Below are 20,083 nucleotides of genomic sequence, written 5' to 3' on the forward strand. Positions count from 1 at the left end.
TCACGATTCGAAACCAGCTATATACGGCTGCATCTATCGCTCCGAATAGTGATGCGCGCCACGCTGCTGGTCGGCACAGCGTTCCTCGCCATGCATTGCCACCGGTCCTTCGCGGCAGTGACGATGAACTTCTCTCACGCCGATATCGGGGAAGTAGCGCGCGCCATTGGGCTCGCGACTTCTAAGACGATCATCGTGGACCCACGCGTGAAGGGCCAATTAGACCTGGTGTCCGAACGCCCGGTCTCGGAAGAAGAAGCGCTCAAAACACTGCAGTCCGCGCTGCGAATGCAAGGTTTCTCATTGTTGCAGGACCACGGCGTGCTCAAGATCGTGCCCGAAGCAGATGCGAAGCTTCAGGGCGTTCCCACCTACGTTGGCAACAGCCCGCACGCGCAAGGGGATCAGGTCGTCACTCAGGTCTTTCAACTTCATCGCGAGTCTGCCAACAATCTCATTCCGACTCTGAGGCCGCTCATCTCGCCGAACAATTCGATTACCGCTAATCCGAGCAACAACACACTTATCGTCACGGACTATGCGGACAATCTAAAGAGGATCGCGGCAATCATCGCGGGTATCGAATCGGCTTCGAGTCCGCATATATCGGTCGTTCAACTCAACTACGCGGATGCAACCGCCGTAGCACAAGAGGCGCAGAAGCTGCTGGATCTGAACGGCATCGGCAATACTGACCCGACTCAGAAGGTCGTGGTCGTGCCGGACGTCAGAAGCAACACCGTCGTGCTTCGCGCAAGCGGCGGCGCGCGTCTGGACGAAGCCGAGTCTCTCGTCGTGAAGCTCGATACGCCGACGAAGGCGCCAGGCAATATCCATATCGTGAGTTTGCGCAACGCGGATGCCACCGACGTGGCGAAGACGCTGCGCAGAATTCTGGGGCAATCGAGTGGCAGCGATTCTCAGTCGAGCGCGGCGAACAGCGGCAACACACAAAGCTCGTCCGGATTGCCAAGCAGCAACGGGACCTTGCCGCCGTTGCCGAGCGGCGCGGATTCGGCCTCGTCGGTCAGCGCGGCTTCGTCTTCATCGAGCAGTCCTTTCGGCAATAGCAATTCAACGCAGTCGCGTGCGAGCGAAGATAAAGACGATAAAGGAAGTGGCGAAATCGTCGCGGACGTCTCGACGAACTCACTGATCATCACGGCGCCCGAGCCGGTGTTCAGAAACCTGAGCACGGTTATCGCGCGGCTCGATCAGCGCAAAGTGCAGGTGTATATCGAATCGCTGATTATGGAAGTGTCATCCGACAAAGAAGGGGAGTTCGGCATCGAATGGCTGACTACCGCGGGCTTGCAGTCGGTCGCTGCCACTACCACGAACGTCGGCCTCGTAGCCGGCTTCGGCAACATCCTCGGTACGAAAGGTCTCTTTCGCGCGCTCCAGTCGAACTCGGACGTCAATGTCCTTTCGACGCCCAGCCTCATCACGCTCGACAATCACGAGGCGCGGATCCTCGTAGGTACCAACGTGCCGATCGAGTCCGGGTCCTACTCGACGAATACCACGAGTTCATCGTCAGTGTCCGCATTCAACACCTATGACCGCAAGGACGTGGGCGTCATGTTGAATGTCAAGCCGCAGATCAATCAGGGCGGAACGATCACGCTGCAGGTGTATCAGGAAGATTCCAGCGTCGAGAGCGGTACCGCGGATCAGGCCGGCGGTTACAGCATCGACAAGCGATCGCTGCAAACATCGATCCTCGCCGATGACGGACAAATCGTCGTGCTCGGAGGGCTGATCAGCGACAACTACACCGACGGCAACAGCAGGATTCCGTGGGTTTCCAAAATCCCCGTCCTCGGTGCATTGTTCAGACACGAGACAAAAAGCCGTAAGAAGACCAACCTGCTGATTTTCCTTCGACCGGTCATCGTGCGCGACGCATCCATGCTTCAGGCTATCGCGGCCGATCGTTACGGGTATATGCAAGCGCGGTCCGCGACTTACCGAAGCGACAACTGGCTGGAGAAGGACGACACGGTGCCGGTATTGCCGTCGCTGCACTCAGGCGAGCGAGGAGCGGATGACAGTGTCATCGATCTCACTCACGCGCGGCAAGCCACAGTGACCTCGCCCGCCGATAATTCGGCGCCTGTCCGTTGAGACGGACTTCTTCGACGTCAGGAGAAAGGCATGCGGTGCTCGCGCCTTCGAGAGAAGCGTGCTGCAAACCAAGCCCGTACACTGACGCCACCGGTTCCTGCCGCCGATGCGAAGCGCGAATTCACCGTCAAACGAAGTCCAGAACGAAATGCGCGACCAGTGCCGCTGCAGTCGCCAGCGCCGCGAGCCAGCTGAGCGCGCGCAAAGCCCAGTGCGCAGCGAGATCGCCTACGGCTTCACGCTCTGAACTCAGCATGCGTCGATAACCACGCGGAATCGCGCTATAAGCCGATTTCAATAGACGGCTATCACGCTTTTCTCCATGCTTCGGGCATCGGACCGTCGATGTAACGGTCCGCCTCTAAAAGCGCAATTCACGCGCATTGCCCTGTAGGAGACACAGAATGCCGCAACGTCCACGCGTTACCCGGTCAGTTCTCGCCCTGATGTGCGCGATGTCCTTCATCATGTATCTGGACCGCGTGAATCTGTCCGCCGCCGCGGGTCTAATTCGCGACGATCTGCATCTCTCCAATACCGATGTCGGCTTCGTGTTCGGCGCATTCGCGTACACGTATGCGATTTGCCAGGTCATCGGCGGATGGTTCAGCGACCGGATGGGCGCAAAGACCACTCTCGTGATCTGCGCGACGATCTGGATCATCGCGACCGTGGCCACAGGCTTCGCGGGCGGCGTGGTGTCGCTCTTCTGCGCGCGTATGTTACTCGGTGTCGGCGAAGGCGCCGCGCTGCCGGCGCAGGCGCGCGCGCTCGTCAACTGGTATCCGGCGAGCAAGCGGGGCTTCGTGCAAGGGCTGACGCATTCCTTCTCGCGACTCGGCAACGCACTCACGCCGCCGCTCATCGCGATGTTGGTCGCGTTCGCGTCGTGGCGTGCATCGTTTCTACTGGTCGGCGCGCTGACGGCAATCTGGCTCGCGTTCTATGCGTGGTACTTCAGGGACGATCCGCGCAAGCATCGCCATATCACGGCGGAAGAAGTGGCCGAATTGCCGCCCGAAACCATCGCGTCCGCGAGCAAGACGCGCGAACCGACGCCGTGGGGCAAGCTTATCAAGCGCATCGGACCGACCATGGCAGTGTATTTCTGTTATGGCTGGACCGGCTGGCTCTTTTTCACCTGGCTGCCGACTTTCTTCATGCATGGTCGCGGCCTCGATCTCAAGAGTTCGGCGCTGTTTTCCGCAGGCGTATTTCTGTCCGGCGTGGTCGGCAATACGGCTGGCGGCGTGCTGTCGGATCGCATTTTGAAGCGCACGGGCAACGTGGTGGCGGCGCGTCGCAACATGATCATCGTCGCGTTTCTGGGCGCGCTGGTCTTCCTGGCGCCTGTGATGATCGTGCATTCGCTGCCCGTCATGGCGGCATCGTTGAGCCTGTCGTTCTTCTTCCTCGAAATGACCATCGGGCCGATCTGGGCCGTGCCGATGGACATCACGCCGAAACACGTCGGTATCGCGAGCGGGATGGTGAACGCGGGATCCGCGATTGCCGGCATCTTCTCGCCCATCGCGTTCGGCTTCATCGTCGATCGCACAGGGAGCTGGACGCTGCCGTTCGTCGGATCGCTCGGGCTGCTCGCCGTGGGCATCGCGATGACGTTTTTCATGCGGCCGGACATCAAGCTGGATGCGCAGACTGGAAATGAGGCGGACGTCGCAGAATCGATGGCGGAATTCGCGTTGGCGGAGCAGAGGGGAAGCCGGTGAGCCGTGTTCGAATGTCGATCCGTTCCAACGGGAAGGTAGCGGCTAGAAGTGGGACGGCGCAGGGCAAGCTCGTTCGCTTGCTCTCGAAGCCTGCAAGCCAACGCCGTTGCGTCGAACGCCCGGCGGCGTCTTCTCAGGCGCCTCTGATCGCCTCTATTACCAATTGCGTCGCCGGACCGATCCGCCGGTTTCTTCGCAAAATCAGCCCGTACGGCGCGAGCCTTCCACGCAGCGGCGTCGACAGCGACGCAATGGTGTTGAGCGCCGAATAATAGTCGGCAACGGACGCCGGCAACACCGCCAGCATGTCCGAGTCGCGCAGCAGCGACAGCGTCGTGAGAATCGATGACGTTTCGACCGTGCTCGCCGGTGGGCTGACCCGTGATTCCCTGAACGTCTGGTCTATTATCTCGCGCATCGGACTCGGATGCGGCTGCACGATCCACGCGAACTTCGCAAGCTCGAGCAGCTTCGGCCGACCGGGCAGGGCGAGGGCGGGATGATCGGGCCGCGCCACGATGGAAAGCGCCTCTTCGGACAGCGTCTCGAAGGTCAAGTCCTGCGCCGGATAGCCATAGGGTATGCGGCCCACGACGATATCTAGTTGATCCTGCTGCAAGGCTTGCACGAGCACATCGCTGGTATCGATCTGCACGCCGATCTGCAAGCGAGGATGCGCTTCCTTCAACTGCACGATCACGCGAGTGAGCAGGTCCGGCGCAGGGGCCATGACTGCCCCGATGCGTACCTTGCCGATATCGCCCGCCTCGATAGCCGCCAGTTCCTCGCGCAATTTATCGAGATCCTCGAACACGACGCGCGCATAGCGCATGACTGCTTCGCCGTAGATCGTCGGTTCCATGCCGCGCGCATGCCGCACGAAGAGCGACACGCCGATGGTGTCTTCCAGTTCCTTGAGTGCCTTGGTTGCCGCGGGCTGCGTCATCGCGAGTTCGTCGGCCGCGCTGCGTAGCGATTCCGTCTCCGAGAGCGCGGTCATCAATTGCAGATGACGCAGGCGAAGTCTCTTTCGAATGGTCGATGCGGGCGCAATCATCTCTACGGAGTAACCCTCGGTCATAACCACAGGAAATAGCCTGATTCTGAATATTCAATGGTCAGTTATCGCGGAGTTTCGCACACTAGCGTTACCCGACATAGCCGCGCAAACCCTCGCATGCGACGGCGCAATCAATCGAATGGAGACAGGGCATATGAAGATCAAGCACGTTCGCGCACGCGTTTTCGAATGGAAAGGCAAGGTCGTGCCGCCGCAAGCGCACTTCTGTACGAATGCCGTGGATATTCTCTACGAACGCGGCGATGCAATGGGCTCGTTCCGCTTCCACGGCTGGCTCGTCGTCGAGATCGAATGCGACGATGGCACGGTCGGCATTGGCAACTGCGCGCTCGCCCCGCGCGTGGCGAAGCAAATCGTCGATGAATACCTCGCGCCTATCGCTATCGGCGAAGATCCCTTCGATAACGAGTACATCTGGCAGAAGATGTATCGCCGCACGCTCGCATGGGGCCGCAAAGGGATCGGCATGGCGGCGATCTCGGCGATGGATATCGCCATCTGGGACATCATGGGCAAGGCGGCGAAGAAGCCGGTGTTCAAGCTGCTCGGCGGCCGGACCAAAGAGAAGATCTGGTGCTATGCGTCGAAGCTCTATAACAACGATAACCGCGACGCCTTCCTCGCCGAAGCCCAAGGCTACCTGGATCAAGGCTTCACCGCGATGAAGATGCGCTTCGGCTATGGTCCCAAGGACGGCCCGAAGGGCATGGCGAAAAACATCGAACAAGTACGCTTGCTGCGCGAACTGATCGGCGATGATGTAGACCTGATGGTCGAGTGCTACATGGGATGGACGCTCGAATATGCGCGGCGCATGCTGCCGCGACTCGCCGAATTCAATCCGCGCTGGCTCGAAGAACCAGTCATCGGCGACGATATCGAGGGCTATCAGGAACTGAAGAAGATGAACATCGTGCCGATCTCCGGCGGCGAGCACGAGTTCACCGTGTATGGGTTCAAGGACCTGCTCGAACGCCGCGCAGTCGATGTCATTCAATACGACACGAACCGCGTAGGGGGCATCACGGCGGCGCGCAAGATCAATGCGATGGCCGAAGCGTGGTCGGTGCCGGTCATACCGCACGCGGGTCAGATGCACAACTATCATCTCACCATGGCATCGACCGCCAGCCCTATGTCCGAGTTCTTCCCGGTATTCGACGTGGAAGTGGGCAACGAACTCTTCTATTACATCTTCGACGGCGAACCGCAACCTGAGAACGGCTATTTGCAACTATCCGATGACACGCCGGGCCTCGGCCTCACGCTGTCGGACAAACATTTGAGCGACTTCGACATCATCGAATGAAGCGGGCAACACAACGGCCGTCGAAAGCATGAGGAGCGTCCGCTGCCGGATACTGGACATGTCGTCCACCCGGCGCGTGCTTGACTTGCGCGAGCAGCGTGGCACTCATACAGCATGGGCGCTGATATATAACTTCCTATCGCTGGCGTTCGATCCGCACCGCACGCGCTAACACATGAAGGGCTAACAATGAAACCTCGCATTGCAGTGTTGCTTGGCGACCCCGCCGGCATCGGTCCCGAACTCATCGCGCGTCTGATCGCGCGGCCGGAGAACCGCGCCCGCGCCGATCTACTCATCGTCGGCGACAAGCGCGAGCTCGAAAAAGGCATGGCGATCGCGCAACAACGCTTCGAATACGTGGTGGTCGAGAACGAAGCCGATGCCGAACGCGATAGCGATACACCGTCGCTCATCGATTTCCGCCTTACCGATGATGCTCCCTACGAGCGCGCCCTGTCCACAGAACGAGGCGGACGGTACAGCCTCGAAGCGTTCAAGAAGGCGCTCGCGATGACGCAAGCCAACGTCACGAACGCCATGTTGTTCGCGCCCGTCAACAAGACCTCGTTGCACATGGCGGGCATGGAAACGAACGACGAGATGGAATGGTTCGCGCGTCAGCTCGATTACAGCGGCGCCTTCTGCGAATTCAACGTGCTCGATGAACTGTGGACGTCGCGCGTCACGTCGCATATCGCGTTGAAGGGCGTCAGCGAAAGGCTCTCCGAACAGCGTATCGTCGGGGCGGTGCAATTGATTCACGATGGACTCGAGCGCGCGGGCGTCGCATCGCCGCGCATCGCGGTATGCGGCTTCAATCCGCATAACGGCGACAACGGCGCATTCGGACGCGAAGAAATCGATGTGATCGCGCCCGCTGTCGATAAAGCGCGCTCGCTCGGCTACGACGCACGAGGCCCGTTCCCGGCCGATACCATTTTCGTGCGCGCGCGCGACCAGAAAGCCTTCGACGGCGTGGTGACCATGTATCACGATCAAGGCCAGATCGCGATGAAACTCATGGGTTTCTGGCGCGGCGTCACGGTGCATGGCGGCTTGCCCGTGCCGATCACGACACCCGCGCATGGCACCGCGTTCGACATTCACGGTCAGGGCCGTGCGGACGTCGGCGCCACGCAAAAGGCGTTCGATATCGCGTTGAGCATGGCGCAGGCGCGGCTCGCCTGATCGCTATCATGCAAGAGCACGTCGAGGCCTTGCGAGCGCTTCATGTGGAGCGAGAACGATGACGACCTTCCGATCGTGGAGGCGCATCGCCATATTCGGGACCTCTGGCGCAACCCTCATCCGTGGCTGCGGAATCTGCCGCGCATCGCGTTTCGTTACGAGCCGCCCGGCGTGCGGCCGCGTCGTGGTCGTGCGTCACAAGGGCAAGGGGATGGGCGCCGTCACTCCGCAAGTCCGGCGCCGGTCGCGGACGCGGGACGGTCGGGTGCCGCCGGCGCGTCGTGTGTCGCGCGGCGCATGAGGGGCGCGAGCCACGCGGCGCCGATTGCCGCGACGAGCAGCACGCCCGCCATCAGCGTGAGCATCGCGGATGCGCTCCAGTGCAGGCCGAGCAGGAAGCCGCCCGCCATCGATCCGACCACGGAGCCGATGCGCCCGACGCCGAGCGCCCAGCTCATGCCGGTGGCGCGGCTCGATGTCCGATAGAACGACGACGTGACCACATGCGCGCCGGTCTGCGCGCCGCCGGTGCCGACGCCGATAGCGAACATCAGCGGCAACAGCACGGCGGCCGACGTGCCCGCGTGCGCTGCCAGAACAAGCGCCAGCACGCCGACGAGAAACGACGCCGCCAGCACGCGGCACGGGCTCGCGCGATCCATCAGATAACCGATGCCGATCGAGCCGAGCGCGCCGCCGAGCTGGAACGTGGAGGTGAAGGCCGATGCGCGCATGATCGACAGGCCGTGACCGAGCAGCAGCGTCGGCAGCCAGCTGTTCAGAAACAGCAGCACGAGAAGGTTGGCGAAATAGACGAGCCAGATCAGCGCCGTGCCTGCTCGCACGCCCGGCGCGACCAGTTCGGCGACGGGAAAGCGCCTGCGCGCGTCCGCATGCGCGGTGAGATCGACAGCGGTGATATCGGACGAAGGAAAGAGCCGGGCGGCGATGCGCGCGATACGCGCGCCGGCATCGCGCCGCAGCGACAGAAATCGCAGCGACTCGGGCAAGCCGATCGCGAGCACAGGCGCGAACAGCAATGGCAGCAGGCCGCCGGTGACGAATACCGCGCGCCAGCCGAAGTCCGAGACGATCCATGCGGCCAGCAGGCCGCTTGCGGCTGCCCCGGCCGTGAAGCCGCAGAACATCGTCGTGACCATGAGCGAGCGATGGCGGCGCGGGCAGAACTCGGATGTAAGCGTGATCGCGCAGGGCATCGTCGCGCCGAGACCCAGCCCGGCGCACAGGCGCAACGCGACGATGACCGGCAGCGATGTGGCGAGCGAAGCGGCGAAGGTCAGCAAGCCGAACGAGGCGACGCTCGCCACGAGAATCGACTTGCGGCCGAACCGGTCAGCGAGGGGACCGATCAGCATGGCTCCGACCATCAGCCCGATGACGCCCGAGCCGAACAACGGCGCGAGCTGCGCTGGCGCAAGCCTCAAGTCGGCGCGGATGGCGGGCGCGACATACCCGATCATGATCGAATCGAAACCGTCGAGCAGCACCGCGACGAAGCAGAGCACGCCGATCAGCACCTGCGTGCGCGAGAGCGGCTGCGAATCGACGAATTCCTCCAGGGTCAGGCGGGCTTGCGCCATGATGTGTCTCCAGGTCGGATCTTATAGTTGAGGTGCGTGACCGCGTACCGGGCAATTCAGGTCGTTGTTGTCATCGCGGGTCGTCCGCGTAGCGTCGCCATAGCGCCCAGGGCTTGGCGACCGCGCCCATGTTGGTTTCGTCGGCGAGCCGCGCCTCGGTTTCGTCGAGGTAAGTCACGGGGCCGCCCATCGCGATGGCCTGCTGCTGGATCGCGGCGTTGCGCTCGGTATAGATCGCCCGATAGACGGCCCCGGGAAGCGACTCGCTGGTCGCGACATAGCCGTGTCCGCGCATGAGCGCCACGGACGCATCGCCGAGCGACCGCGCGAGCGCTTCGCCGTGTGCGGGCGCGCGCACGAGCATGTCGGTGCAGCCGAAGCAGGCGTGAATGTCGAACACGGGCGCGCCTTTGCCGAGAAAGCCGGCCATGTGATAGACGGGCCGCAAAGGCTGCGTTACCACGCCGAAGGGAATTACAGAAGGCGCATGGCTGTGCACGATCGCCCGCACGTCCGCTCGCGCCCGATAGATTTCGGCGTGGATCGGTACTTCGAGATACGGCTTGGCGCCGTCGCCTTCCGATATCGAGCCGTCGAGACGCATCGTGATGATGTCGTCGAGTTCCACGAGTTCGGGCGCGCACGAGCGCGAAATCAGAAACTCCCCTGGGCGATCGGGATGCCGCACGCTCACATGACCGAATGCATCGAGCACGCCGAGATGCGCGAGCACGCGGTTCGCCGCCACGAGCTCGCGTTTGAGCGCGAGCAGTTCTGTGCAAGAATCGACCGCTTGAGAACTGGCTGATTGAGTTGTTTCCATGACGAATCCGTTCTTCCGAGACAACCTAGTCTATCGGCGCGGTCCCGCGATGTCACACGAGCATTTCTTGGGCTGATCGCGAATTTTTTTCGTGTCCCGGCCGCCGCCCGCCATCCATCTGACGACCACGATGCCCACGCCGTTACCGCCGCTGAACGCGCTGAGAGCGTTCGAATCCGCCGCCCGTCATCTCAGCTTTCGCAAGGCTGCCGAAGAGCTTCACGTGACGCCCGCCGCCATCGGCCATCAAGTCAATTCGCTTGAAACCTACCTCGGCGTCCTTCTCTTCGAACGCACGAAAAAAGGCATCGTGCTCACTCAGGCGGGCCGGCTGTGGCTGCCGAAACTAAGCGAGAGCTTTCGCACGCTGCGCGAATCGATCGATCTACTCTCGCGCTTCAAGGACAAGGAAACGCTCACGGTGAGTTGTCCGCCGTCGTTCTCCAACCGCTGGCTGATGCCGCGTCTGCATCGCTTTCTCACGCAGCACAGGGACGTGGATGTGCATGTCGTCTCGTGGATGCTCGGCTTCGGACATTCGTGGACCGCGCCGGAAACGGAGGCGGATTCCGTGCGCCAGCAACTCGAAGAAGTCGATGTCGTCATCGTGCTGGGCGACGGCCGCTATGACCCGCTGCACGTGGACGCACTGCTGCCGCTCACGCTCACGCCGCTTCTGCCGCCCGCGCTCGCGGCCACCGTGAGCGTGGAGCGCCCCGAATCGCTCATGACACTGCCGCTCCTGCACGACGATCGGGGCATCGTTCACGGCGGCCTGTCTTACTGGCGGAAGTGGTCGGAGTTCGTCGGCATTGAGGTGTCGAACGAATCGCAAGGCCATCATTTCTCGCACGCCATGACGGCGCTCGAAGCCGCCGCGGATGGCATGGGCGTGGTCGTGAGTTCGCCGGCGCTCGCGCTCAAGGAACTGGAGAGCGGACGGCTCTTGGCGCCCTTTCCCGTGCTGGAAAACTGCGGCGCGTCGTATCACGCGGTCGTCTCCAACATGCGGCGCGATACGGAAGTGTTCATCGAATGGCTGCGCGCCGAGGCAGAAGCCACAGGGCGAGCTCTGCGGACATTGCGGGAGACTCGAGCGAGGCGTTGAAAGGGCGCGCGCGCCAAGCCGGGCGGCGCATCACAATGCCAGTGGCCGACCGGCGCTCGACGGACTTTGGCTTGCTCTTACGCGACATGTTCTCGCCTTTAGATGTCGGAGCCTTCGAGGCTCTACACGTGGAACTGACGGACCGTCAACGGTCTGTAAGTATGCGTGCGGGTATGCGCGTTGCCATTTCAAGACCTATGGCACAGCGACTTCTGAGCGCATTGCCGCTCTACCAACCGCAGTTCAATACGAAACACCTCACAACGGCATCTGTTTTATTTATCGGCGTCGTTCGTCCGAGAAGCGCGGACTGCGTCGCTGAATCAGCCGGTCGTCCTCCGAAAGTCTCTTACCGCAAGGCTCCGGCGCTTGCGAGCCTTCATACGCGGGCTTGCTCGATGCGCCTACGCACTGGTTAACCCGGCCTTTTCCGCCAGCGGCGTCGCAGCCATTTTGTAGCCGGTATCAACTTTCAAGCCGATGACCCTACACGGCATAACGATTCGAGAAGGGAGACGCTTCCATGCCTGACGCTTTTGCGCCCTAGCGCCGCCGCGCGGTAGCAGCACCCGCGGAACCACCATCGCAAGCCAACCTCGCCGCCGTTCTCATGACGCGCGGCACGGACAGGCTTTGCCCAACGTCGTAGCCATCAAGAGAACATGAGGAAATCAAACGTGACACGTCGACTAAAGCAGTTTGGGGCAGGGATGATTGCAGGAACGGCGGCCATCGCCGCGCCTGTTTTCGCGCAAAGCAGCGTGACGCTGTACGGTATCGTCGACGATTCGATCGTCTATCAGAACAGCCAGACGAACCTGGCGCGCTCGACAGCGGGCCGCTCGAACGTCAAGATGGCCTCGGGCATCTGGGCGGGCAGCCGCTTCGGCCTGAAGGGCGCGGAAGATCTCGGCGGCGGCAACAAGGCCATTTTCCAGCTGGAGTCGGGCTTCGATATCAATAGCGGCGGCCAGCAGTTCACCAACGCGATGTTCGGCCGCCAGGCCTGGGTCGGTCTTACGAACGCGAACTACGGCACGGTGACGTTGGGCCGTCAGTACACCTCGTACTACACGCTGCTTTCGCCGTATAGCCCGACGAACTGGCTGACCGGCTACTTCGGCGCGCACCCCGGCGATATCGACAACATGGACACCATCTACCGGGCCAACAACTCGGTCGTGTACACGTCGCCGAAGCTGTACGGCTTCACGGTGAGCGGCTCCTACTCGTTCGCGGGCGTGCCGGGCAGCGTCTACCAAGGCTCGGCATGGTCGGCGGCAGTGCAGTACGCGCAAGGTCCGGTCGGGATGACGGTCGCGTTCGAGCGCTTCAACAATGCGGCCAACGGCGGCGGCATCTATAGCGGCAGTTCGGCTGTCGTCAACAACACCGCGGCCACCGACGGCACCGGCCAGCCGGGCGTCTCGGCGCTCACCGCAGGCTATCAGCGCGCGCAGGCGCAGAACCGCTTCGCCGTCGCGGGCGGCTACGCGTTCAACAGCGCGTGGGACATCTCGGTGACGTACTCGAACGTGCAGTACATCCCGGGCGTCAACTCGCTGTTCACGGATGAAGCCATCTTCAACACGGCGGGCACGGTGCTGCACTGGAAGGCATCGTCGGCATGGGATTTCGCCGCCGGCTACAGCTACACGTGGACGAGCAAGGCCAACGGCATCACGAACGCGGCGACGTATCACCAGTTCAACCTGTCGCAGTACTACGCGCTCTCGAAGCGCACGGGCTTCTACGCGCTCGAAGCGTTCCAGCGCGCGAACGGCAATACGCTCTCGGCGCCGACGGGCAACACGGCGGGTCATCAAGTCGCGGCGAACGCGACGCTCGGCGACGGTTTCCAGAACACGCCGTCGGCGACGCGCAATATGTTCGGCGCGGGCGTGGGTATCATCCACCGGTTCTGACGTAGCGGCCGAATGGATACGATGATTCGTACAACGAACTTAGCATGGAGATCATCATGACAGTCACGAGATTACTTGGGCGATTCAGACGTGCCCGCGTAGGCGCGGTTTCGCTGGTGACGCTTTGCGTGGCGTCCATCGCCGTTGCGATGGTCGCGGCATGCGGCGGAAGCAGCGGCAGCAGCAGTACCAGTAGTGCGCCTTTGTCGGTAGTGAAGCCGCTCGTCGATTGCTCGAAGCTCGCCTCGCTCGATATCAGCGATATCGGCGGCGCGGGCAGTTCGATCACATCGGCTACCGTCACGGCCGCGACCATCAACGGCGCGACGGTCAACTTCTGCACGGTCAAAGGCACCCTCGCGCCGTCGAATACATTCGAGGTCGCGCTGCCCGTGGATTCATGGACGCAGCGTTTTGCCGAGCTCGGTTGCGGCGGGCTGTGCGGCAATCTGAGCGATCCAACCAAGCAGAGCTCGTTCAGCTTCAGCTACACGTGCCCGCTCGTGCAGCAAGGCGGCTTCGTGACGGCGGCGACCGACATGGGCCACTCGGCGCAGGATTCGTCATGGACGACCGACCCGCAGAAGCAGGCAGACTTCGCGTATCGCGGGCAGCACATCACGACGCTCGCGGCGAAGAAGCTGATCCAGACGTATTACGGCCAGGCGCAGAAGTACTCGTACTTCGTCGGCTGCTCGGACGGCGGCCGCGAAGCGTTGATGGCCGCGCAGCGTTATCCGGCGGACTACAACGGCATCGTCGCGGGCGCGCCGGCTGCGCATTTTCAGGTGCAGAACTCGCTGTATCACGGCTGGAGCGTCGAATCGAACAGCACGACGGGCACGAGCGCCGGCAAGGCCGTGCTCTATGCGGACAAGGCCGCGGTGCTGCACAAGGCGGTCGTGGCAGCTTGCGGTGGTCAATCGGGCGCGCCTGACGGCTTGATCGCCGATCCGCGCGCTTGCCATTTCGATCCCGCGACGATCCAGTGCAGCGCGAACGCGTCCGATACGAGCAACTGTCTGACGGCGGCGGAAGTCGCGACGGCCACGAAGATCTACGCCGGCCCGACCGATGCAACGACCGGCGAGCGCATGCTCGCGGGCTCGCCGCAGTATGGCTCCGAAGTGAACTGGCCCGGTGTCGAACTGCCGACGTCCAAGTCGACGGATGCGCCCGTGCCCGTCACCAGTCTCTTCAGCTATATGATCGTGAGCGGCGCGTACAACCTGATCTTCACGGGATCGCCGACCATGCCGAACATCGACACCTTCGGCTATCGCGACGCGAGCTTCTATCCGAACTACTTGCAGGCCAACCATCCGCTCAACGATGCGACGAACCCGGATCTGTCCGCGTTCAAGAAGGCCGGCGGCAAGCTGATTCTCTGGCATGGCTGGGCGGATCAGCATATCTCGCCGCTTTTCACGATCGCGTATTACCAGGCGGTGCAGAACACTATGGGCGCTGCGAGCGCGAGCGAGTTCACGCGTCTTTATCTCGTGCCGGGCGTCGGTCACTGCGGCGGCGGCGAGGGCTTTCCTAATATCGACCTCGTTTCGCAGATCACCGGCTGGGTCGAGCACGGATCGTCGCCCAATGCCGTCATGACTTATCAGACCGACTCGAACGACAAGGTCACGGCCACGCGGCCGGTCTATCCGTATCCATCGGTGGCGAAGTACACCGGCAGCGGCGACTGGCACGATGGCGCGAACTACACGCAAGGCGCCGCGTTGTACACGGGCGTGGCGCCTGCCTGGGCGGGATCGAGCCTCTACACGCCCTATACCCCGAAGACGCAGGGCGTAGCCGCGCCGTAAGTCTTATCGACGAACTCCAAGCGGGTGTTTGCCGCGCACTGTCACTCAGTGGCATTGCGCGGTTTTTTCATGTGCAGTAGACCGGTTGCGCGAGAAAGGCATTGCGACGCGCTCCTGCTTCGTGGTAGAAGCACCGCTGCGTTCGCGGCTGTGCGGCGCGTGTAAGGGATTCGTTTGTTGCCACGAAGGAGCAGAAGTTGAGAAGGACCGCCGAAAACAAGTTGAAGGTGGTCGCGGTACGAGTCGAGCCGGCAATCGAGCAGAGGTTGCGGCTACTGGCGGAAGTAACGGGACGCAAGCAATCATTCTTTTTGCAGCAGATGATCGAACGCGGCATCGGCGCAATGGAGGATCTCTGGCTTCCGGCCGATCTCCTTGAAGAGGTACGCGGCGGCAACTTGCAGGCGCGGCAACCCGTGGCCGGCGCGACGCCTGATCTATTCGACGATTTGTCTGATGATATTGTTGGCTAGGCAGATTACCTTCAATTCGCGCGAGTGAGTTCGGCGAGCGAAAATGATTTTCGTTTAACAAACGCTCACAGCAGCTTTCCGCAAGTCACACTAAAGAAGCGCAAGAGCATGACTCGATTGCGCAGCTGCCCGGTATTACCTATTCGATAATCCATGCACTTTGCTTCGAGACAAACGGCGGACGCTGTTTCACAGCGAGCGCCTTACGCCGCAAGGCGTTCATCGCCATGAGGCGATGGCCGCAGAACCTCCGCCATAACGCCTTGCGCACGCCGCTCAATTCAAGCCGCATTATCCGGGTATCGCCCTTGCTCCAGGCAGCGGCGCAATCACGCGTTCGCAAGGCATCCCTGTAAAAGTCAATGCGCCATTCCGCGGCACGTTTCAACGGCTAATACAAGGAAAATCCGCAGGCAATCGTTTCTGGGATGCAGTGTACGGTTCCGCACGGTGGCAAGACCACTGCCTTGGGACGATTTCGGGGATACACCTAACCGGTGAAAAAGCCCGAGGCGCCCGCCACCGTGGGCCGCGAATCGCGCCTAAACATTACATGACATTTACAGGGGGATAACCGGATGTCGCTTTCGAAAAGGCTCATTGACAGCGCTAAAGTCTTTCTGCCCGACGACGTCTTCTTGAGCTTCGTGCATCGCCGCCGGATCGGGCGATTTCCTAATCTCAAGCGTCCGCTCACCTTCAACGAACAGATCCTCAGCCGCTGCCTGCACCCGGATCCGCGCTACGTGGATCTCAGCGACAAACTCGCGGTGCGCGACTTCATCGCCCAAAAGATCGGCCCGCAGTATCTGATTCCGTTGATCGCCGAGCCCGCCGTCTTCACCAAGACCGTCTTCGACCAGCTGCCCAACGAGTTCGTGATGAAGGCGAACCACGGCAGCGGCTTTGTGAAGGTCGTGCGGGACAAGAAAGATACGAGCTTCGAAGAACTGGCGGCGCTCGCGCAAGAGTGGCTCGCGACCGACTTCTACAAGATCGCGCGCGAGCGGCACTATCGCGCCATCAAGCCGCGCGTGTACTTCGAAAAGCTGCTTCTCGACGACAACGGCGTCGTGCCGGCCGACCTGAAGTTTCACGTATTCAACGAGAAGTCCGGCAAGCAGACCATCTACATCATGGTAATTTCGGATCGCTTCGGAGAGACGCCGCGCGGCGATATCTTCGATGTGAACTGGAATGTGCAGGACATCACGTTCGGCGCGTACGCGCGCAGCGAGACGCCTGTTCCTCGCCCCAAGAATCTGGACGCGTTGCTCGAAGTCGCGGACGCGCTCGCGAAGGACTTCGAATACGTGCGCGTCGATCTGTATTCGCGCAACGATGACATATTCTTCGGTGAACTAACGTTCACGCCGGGCGCGGGCGTTTTGCGGATGCTTCCGGAAAGCGTCGACTATGAATGGGGCCGGCTGCTGCAGATGACACGCCGCCCGATGCGCGCCGGAGCGTAAGTTCTGCGCGCGCCGCAACGGCGCGCGGCCCACGCGACGACGAGCTTCGCGCTCATGCGGGCCGTCGCCGCCCATGGACTCTCCTTCCTTCTCCCGGCGAGCGGCGGCGACTGTCGGCTGTTGCTCGTGATGGCGCGGCAGCGCTTTATATTTCGCGTTCGTTCCGCACTCAATACGAAACCGAAGGACGCCGCCGCCGCGCACCATAGCCGCCGGCGTACGCGCGCGTGCGCCCTTCGCTGGGACGCGGCATGCCGCCGTTGAACACCACGCCTACGACATGCGCGCCGACTTCATCGAGCTGCCGGACCGCCTCTTCCAGTTCGTCCTCGCTGCGCCGCCCCGGCTGTGCGACGAGCACCGCGGAGCCACCGAGCGCGGCGATAACGCTCGCATCGTCGACTGACAACATCGGCGGGGTGTCCACGATGATCAGGTCGTAGTGCGGTGCGACTTGCTGGATGAGGCGCGGCAGGCGGCCGTTCGAGAGCAGTTCGACCGGATCCGCAGGCAGGCCGCCTGCGGGAATCACATCCACGCCCGTGCCCCCGACCGAGCGGATCACGCGATCGACGTTCACCATACCGTCGAGCACCTGCGCGAGCCCCGCGCTACCCGAAAGCCCGAACAGGAACGCCATCCGGCCGCGCCGCAGATCGCCGTCGATGAGCAGCACGCGCTTGCCGGCGCGGGCATTCACGCCTGCGAGATTCGCGGCCACGAAGGTCTTGCCGGAGCGCGGCGCGGGCCCGGTCACGACGAGCAGCTTGCGGCGCCACGGCGCGCCCGCGAGCCGCATCCGCCTCGCGCGGCCGAATCCGAAGCGTTCGATCGGCGTCAGCGCGAAGCGCTCCTGCATGAACCATGTTCGCTTGGCCCGGTACGCGGCGAACCTCGGCCAGTAGAGGACCAGATAGGCGATCGGCACGAACGAGGTCACGGTCGTGATGCTGACCGTCGAGGTGACGAGAAGCAGCAGCAACATGACGAAGCCGTCGCTCGCGGTGAACGCGACTACGCCGAACAGCAGCAATGCGCTGAAAAGCCCCATGTCCGCGACGCTCGCGGGCAGGCCGGCAAACGGGATGCCGGCGGCGATCTCCGTCTGCACGAGGCGCATGGACGGCATGTACATGTAGTGGGAGCGGACATCCTCCGCGTTGACGCCCGCGAGCAGGTCCTCCAGTCTCGCTTCGACCATGAAGGGGTAGCCGCCGAGACGGTGCGCGAAGGTGGTCGATCCGAAGAAGGCGTGATTGCCGAGATACACCGAAATGAGTCCGACGACGCCGATGAACGCCGTCAGAACGACGAGCGGATGGATCAACCGCAGCTTGTGACGCATCGGATACAGCGCGAGGAAGATGAAGAGCACCATCGAAGACTTCGAGAAGGAGATGAAAAGGCCGACGCAATAGAGCGCGACCACCTTCTTGTTGACCTTCTCGGTCAGCAGATACGCAATGAGCGATGCGACGAGCAACGACGAGAAGAACCCGGCTTCGCGCGAGAAGCCCGACACGCGCGCGAAGTAGAAGATCTCGAAGAAGTTCGTGTAAGTGCGCGTCGCGTACGGGCCCCAGATCGTCTGCGCGAGTTGCGTCGGACCGAGTTGCCAGGCGAGGCCCTTGTCGACGTAATAGAGCACGAACTGCAGCATCGCGAAGACGATGTTGATGCCCATCCAGTGATGCAGATAGCTGATGCGCCGGCCCATGGTGTACATCAGATAGCCGATGCAGATGGCAATGGACACCACGCGCGCGGCGACGCTCGGTGAACCAAGAAGACTCACCGCGACGGCCAGGACCAGTGGAACGCTCCAGTGCCGAACCGTGGCCGTGAGAAAGCGCACGAACTTCGGGTCGAGAAACGGAATGAAGAGATAGAAATAGATCGTCGCGCCGTTGACCTGCGGATTGAAGATCACGCAGGTGAAGAACATGTAGAAGAGAAAGGAGACGATCTTTGAATACATGAGTTCCTCTGTATCGGCATGCACAGGCTGGACGCTGCTTGCAGCGCCGGTTGTTCCAGGCCCGCCATGCAAGGCGGGCCGCGAAAAGCATCAAGGCGAACGGCGCGCGTTCTCCTTGGCCGCCGTATCGCCGAGCGCAGATCGCGCGGGCGCTCGCCGCGTGGACGTCAACGCGTGACCGAGCCGGATGCACGGCGCTTCGACGATGCGAAACGCCACGGAAGACAACGCGATTCCCAGGACGCCGGCCACGACCATGTAGAGAGCCAACGGGCCGCCGGTCCAACCGGCGCGCTGGCATCCCCAGTACAGCACATAGAGCGGGACGCCGTGCAGCAGATACAGCGAATAGCTCCGTTCACCGAGCCATGCGAACGACCGCCAGTGAATCTTCGCGACGGTGGCGAGCAGCGCGAAGATGCCCATGCCGACGAGATAGCTCACCGAGTTGATGATGTGCTCGCTATCGTGCTGCTTGATGGCGACGGCGAACGTCAGCACCGAAATGCCCGCGACGACGCCTGTCACGGCAAGGAACGCGGTTCTATACGACCAGTCGGCTCGCAGGCCGCGCGCGCCCGGAAATTGGAACACCACGCGCGCGCCGGGGTTGTCGTAGAAGTGCCGGAAACAGGCGCCCCAGAACATGATCGACAGGTGATACAGCATGCCCTTGTACTGGCCGAGCGAAGTGGGCGGCACGATCTTCAGCGCCGATGTGATAACGAACGCCGCGCCCAGCGAGACGCAAACCACGCAGAGGTCGCGCATGCGGTGAATCCGCCCTTGCCAAAAGAGCGCGAGGCACAGCACGTAAAATACGAGCTCCGTTTCGAGCGTCCAGTAGTGGCCCATCACTTCGGGATAGCCGAGCGGGCGCGGCACCATGGTGGCGTTCGCGAGCCAGCCCGCAGGCTCCAGTTGCTTCCCGAAGAGCATCCAGTACGCGAGAAAGCCGAGCGGGATCGACGCCCAGAACGCGGGATAAAGGCGGAAGAATCGCCTGATGAGAAACTGCCGCGTGCCGGGTCCGATGGGACCGTGCAGGCTTTTCGGGATCAAGAGTCCGCTCAGCGCGAAGAAGACGACCACGCCGATCCGCCCGAAGTTGCCGTAGTGCTGGATCGCGTTGAGCCATTGCTCGGAGCCCGCGAGATCGGAGAATTTTTCCGCGTAGTGCGTCCACATCACGAACAGCACGGCGACGGCGCGGATCGCATCGACGTGCGACATGCGGTTGGGCAGCGGTGATGTTTGCGCGTTCAACAGAGTTCTCCGGCTTGGCAGGCGCTTTCCGGCCGCGTCAGTAAGTGCAAAGGCATCCGTGGGAAGCAGGGCGTCGTGCGGGACGCCGGATGCGCGGTTTTCGGTTCAGTGCGCCGAAACGCCCTTTTTTCATCGGATTCATCGACATCGCGCCGCGTACGGCACATATGACCTGC

General features: G+C 62.1%; 14 protein-coding genes. 9 read left to right on the top strand and 5 right to left on the bottom strand.

Features of this window, described 5'->3' with window-relative positions; all coding sequences use genetic code 11:
• Positions 1-51 precede the first annotated feature (51 nt).
• Entirely contained in the window at positions 52-2,127 is a 2,076-nt protein-coding gene (locus tag HWX53_RS19485; RefSeq protein ID WP_175943849.1) for a secretin N-terminal domain-containing protein, read from the top strand.
• Positions 2,128-2,582: 455 nt separating this feature from the next.
• A complete protein-coding gene (locus tag HWX53_RS19490) occupies positions 2,583-3,857 on the top strand; it encodes an MFS transporter (RefSeq protein WP_241270033.1) in 1,275 nt (424 codons plus the stop codon).
• A gap of 133 nt (positions 3,858-3,990) precedes the next feature.
• On the opposite strand, the gene HWX53_RS19495 is transcribed toward HWX53_RS19490, so the two are convergent.
• Positions 3,991-4,914 (bottom strand): LysR family transcriptional regulator, encoded by a 924-nt coding sequence (locus HWX53_RS19495; protein WP_175944048.1) that lies wholly within the window; start codon positions 4,912-4,914, stop codon positions 3,991-3,993.
• Between the two features lie 157 nt (positions 4,915-5,071).
• Between HWX53_RS19495 and HWX53_RS19500 the strand changes: the two genes are divergently transcribed.
• Together HWX53_RS19500 and HWX53_RS19505 are read left to right on the top strand one after the other, a co-directional pair.
• Complete coding sequence (locus HWX53_RS19500) at positions 5,072-6,247, top strand: L-rhamnonate dehydratase (RefSeq protein ID WP_175943852.1); 1,176 nt, start codon at positions 5,072-5,074, stop codon at positions 6,245-6,247.
• 189 nt (positions 6,248-6,436) lie between these two features.
• Positions 6,437-7,438: a 4-hydroxythreonine-4-phosphate dehydrogenase PdxA gene (locus tag HWX53_RS19505; RefSeq protein ID WP_175943855.1), complete on the top strand. Its 1,002-nt coding sequence runs from the start codon at positions 6,437-6,439 to the stop codon at positions 7,436-7,438.
• 221 nt (positions 7,439-7,659) lie between these two features.
• Here the strand turns inward: HWX53_RS19505 and HWX53_RS19510 are convergent, their stop codons facing one another.
• Both HWX53_RS19510 and HWX53_RS19515 read right to left on the bottom strand, forming a co-directional pair.
• Complete coding sequence (locus HWX53_RS19510; protein ID WP_175943857.1) at positions 7,660-9,039, bottom strand: MFS transporter; 1,380 nt, start codon at positions 9,037-9,039, stop codon at positions 7,660-7,662.
• Positions 9,040-9,109: 70 nt separating this feature from the next.
• Positions 9,110-9,862 carry a class II aldolase/adducin family protein gene (locus HWX53_RS19515; protein WP_175943858.1) on the bottom strand — a complete coding sequence of 251 codons (753 nt, stop codon included), beginning with the start codon at positions 9,860-9,862 and terminating at the stop codon, positions 9,110-9,112.
• A gap of 91 nt (positions 9,863-9,953) precedes the next feature.
• On the opposite strand from HWX53_RS19515, the gene HWX53_RS19520 reads away from it, so the two are divergent.
• From HWX53_RS19520 to HWX53_RS19540, 5 genes are all read left to right on the top strand, one after another.
• Entirely contained in the window at positions 9,954-10,970 is a 1,017-nt protein-coding gene (locus tag HWX53_RS19520; RefSeq protein ID WP_175943860.1) for a LysR family transcriptional regulator, read from the top strand.
• 710 nt (positions 10,971-11,680) lie between these two features.
• Entirely contained in the window at positions 11,681-12,895 is a 1,215-nt protein-coding gene (locus HWX53_RS19525; RefSeq protein ID WP_241270034.1) for a porin, read from the top strand.
• Between the two features lie 56 nt (positions 12,896-12,951).
• On the top strand, positions 12,952-14,718 hold the full coding sequence (locus tag HWX53_RS19530) for a tannase/feruloyl esterase family alpha/beta hydrolase (RefSeq protein WP_175943864.1): 1,767 nt from the start codon (positions 12,952-12,954) through the stop codon (positions 14,716-14,718).
• A gap of 197 nt (positions 14,719-14,915) precedes the next feature.
• Positions 14,916-15,191 (top strand): hypothetical protein, encoded by a 276-nt coding sequence (locus HWX53_RS19535; protein WP_175943866.1) that lies wholly within the window; start codon positions 14,916-14,918, stop codon positions 15,189-15,191.
• 647 nt (positions 15,192-15,838) lie between these two features.
• On the top strand, positions 15,839-16,663 hold the full coding sequence (locus tag HWX53_RS19540; RefSeq protein ID WP_244140204.1) for an ATP-grasp fold amidoligase family protein: 825 nt from the start codon (positions 15,839-15,841) through the stop codon (positions 16,661-16,663).
• 169 nt (positions 16,664-16,832) lie between these two features.
• Here HWX53_RS19540 and HWX53_RS19545 read toward each other — a convergent pair whose 3' ends face one another.
• Positions 16,833-18,641 carry a CpsD/CapB family tyrosine-protein kinase gene (locus HWX53_RS19545; RefSeq protein ID WP_175943870.1) on the bottom strand — a complete coding sequence of 603 codons (1,809 nt, stop codon included), beginning with the start codon at positions 18,639-18,641 and terminating at the stop codon, positions 16,833-16,835.
• 90 nt (positions 18,642-18,731) lie between these two features.
• Positions 18,732-19,874 (bottom strand): acyltransferase, encoded by a 1,143-nt coding sequence (locus HWX53_RS19550; RefSeq protein ID WP_175944050.1) that lies wholly within the window; start codon positions 19,872-19,874, stop codon positions 18,732-18,734.
• Between the last annotated feature and the right edge of the window lie 209 nt (positions 19,875-20,083).

This window comes from Caballeronia sp. BCC1704 (assembly GCF_902833455.1).
GTDB lineage: Bacteria > Pseudomonadota > Gammaproteobacteria > Burkholderiales > Burkholderiaceae > Caballeronia.

What these genes read in the sequence shown, in the direction of transcription:
- HWX53_RS19490 (WP_241270033.1), top strand. Translation starts at nt 2,583, where the DNA reads ATGTCCTTCATCATGTATCTGGACCGCGTGAATCTGTCCGCCGCCGCG.
- HWX53_RS19485 (WP_175943849.1), top strand. Translation starts at nt 52, where the DNA reads ATGCGCGCCACGCTGCTGGTCGGCACAGCGTTCCTCGCCATGCATTGC.
- HWX53_RS19495 (WP_175944048.1), bottom strand. Translation starts at nt 4,914, where the DNA reads ATGATTGCGCCCGCATCGACCATTCGAAAGAGACTTCGCCTGCGTCAT.
- HWX53_RS19515 (WP_175943858.1), bottom strand. Translation starts at nt 9,862, where the DNA reads ATGGAAACAACTCAATCAGCCAGTTCTCAAGCGGTCGATTCTTGCACA.
- HWX53_RS19525 (WP_241270034.1), top strand. Translation starts at nt 11,681, where the DNA reads ATGATTGCAGGAACGGCGGCCATCGCCGCGCCTGTTTTCGCGCAAAGC.
- HWX53_RS19500 (WP_175943852.1), top strand. Translation starts at nt 5,072, where the DNA reads ATGAAGATCAAGCACGTTCGCGCACGCGTTTTCGAATGGAAAGGCAAG.
- HWX53_RS19530 (WP_175943864.1), top strand. Translation starts at nt 12,952, where the DNA reads ATGACAGTCACGAGATTACTTGGGCGATTCAGACGTGCCCGCGTAGGC.
- HWX53_RS19545 (WP_175943870.1), bottom strand. Translation starts at nt 18,641, where the DNA reads ATGTATTCAAAGATCGTCTCCTTTCTCTTCTACATGTTCTTCACCTGC.
- HWX53_RS19505 (WP_175943855.1), top strand. Translation starts at nt 6,437, where the DNA reads ATGAAACCTCGCATTGCAGTGTTGCTTGGCGACCCCGCCGGCATCGGT.
- HWX53_RS19510 (WP_175943857.1), bottom strand. Translation starts at nt 9,039, where the DNA reads ATGGCGCAAGCCCGCCTGACCCTGGAGGAATTCGTCGATTCGCAGCCG.
- HWX53_RS19550 (WP_175944050.1), bottom strand. Translation starts at nt 19,874, where the DNA reads ATGTCGCACGTCGATGCGATCCGCGCCGTCGCCGTGCTGTTCGTGATG.